General features: G+C 43.3%; 1 protein-coding gene. It reads right to left on the reverse strand.

The window, feature by feature from the left end:
- Window positions 1-60: 60 nt before the first annotated feature.
- Window positions 61-1245, reverse strand: a complete 1185-nt coding sequence (gene tuf / locus DV417_RS09295) for an elongation factor Tu (protein ID WP_118865560.1) — start codon at window positions 1243-1245, stop codon at window positions 61-63.
- Window position 1246 lies beyond the last annotated feature (1 nt).

Here is a 1246-nt window from a genome sequence, read left to right on the forward strand (position 1 = left end):
TTTTCCCCGCACTTTTCTTTTGTCTTCTTTCTGTCTCTAAGACATTTAAGAATCCATCAATTATTTGATGATTTTCGCTACAACACCAGCACCTACTGTACGGCCACCTTCACGGATTGCGAAACGTAAACCTTGGTCCATCGCGATTGGGTGGATTAAGCTTACTGTCATCTTGATGTTATCGCCTGGCATTACCATTTCCACACCTTCTGGTAATTCGATAGTACCAGTTACGTCAGTTGTACGGAAATAGAATTGTGGACGATAACCTTTGAAGAATGGAGTATGACGACCACCTTCTTCTTTTGATAATACGTACACTTCTGATTCGAAGTCAGTGTGTGGCGTGATTGAACCTGGTTTCGCTAATACTTGACCACGTTCGATTTCTTCACGTTTTGTACCACGTAATAATGCACCGATGTTCTCACCTGCACGACCTTCGTCAAGTAATTTACGGAACATTTCAACACCCGTTACAGTAGTTTTCGCTGTATCTTTGATACCTACGATTTCTACTTCATCACCAGTACGGATGATACCACGTTCTACACGACCTGTTACTACTGTACCACGACCTGAGATTGAGAACACGTCTTCGATTGGAAGAAGGAACGGTTGGTCAATCGCACGCTCTGGCTCTGGGATGTAAGTATCTAAGTGGTTTGCTAACTCAAGGATTTTTTCTTCCCATTCTGCTACGCCGTTTAATGCTTGTAATGCAGAACCACGTACGATTGGCGTATCGTCACCTGGGAAGTCATATTGAGAAAGAAGTTCACGAACTTCCATTTCTACTAATTCTAATAACTCTTCGTCATCTACCATATCGCATTTGTTTAAGAATACGATGATGTATGGAACACCTACTTGACGACCTAATAAGATGTGCTCACGAGTTTGTGGCATCGGACCATCAGTTGCTGCTACTACTAAGATAGCGCCATCCATTTGTGCCGCACCAGTAATCATGTTTTTAACATAGTCGGCGTGTCCCGGACAGTCAACGTGCGCATAGTGACGAGTTGCTGTATCGTATTCAACGTGTGAAGTGTTGATGGTGATACCACGCGCTTTTTCTTCTGGCGCGTTATCGATTTGGTCGAATGCACGAGCTGCACCACCGAAGTGTTTAGATAATACGGTAGTGATTGCTGCTGTTAAAGTTGTTTTACCGTGGTCAACGTGGCCGATTGTACCCACGTTTACGTGCGGTTTTGTACGTTCAAATTTTTCTTTAGACATT

Source organism: Haemophilus haemolyticus (assembly GCF_003490935.1).
Classification (GTDB): domain Bacteria; phylum Pseudomonadota; class Gammaproteobacteria; order Enterobacterales; family Pasteurellaceae; genus Haemophilus; species Haemophilus haemolyticus_M.

Bases quoted from the DNA above. Each gene is read 5' to 3' on its own strand.
- tuf (WP_118865560.1), bottom strand. From the start codon at position 1,245: ATGTCTAAAGAAAAATTTGAACGTACAAAACCGCACGTAAACGTGGGT.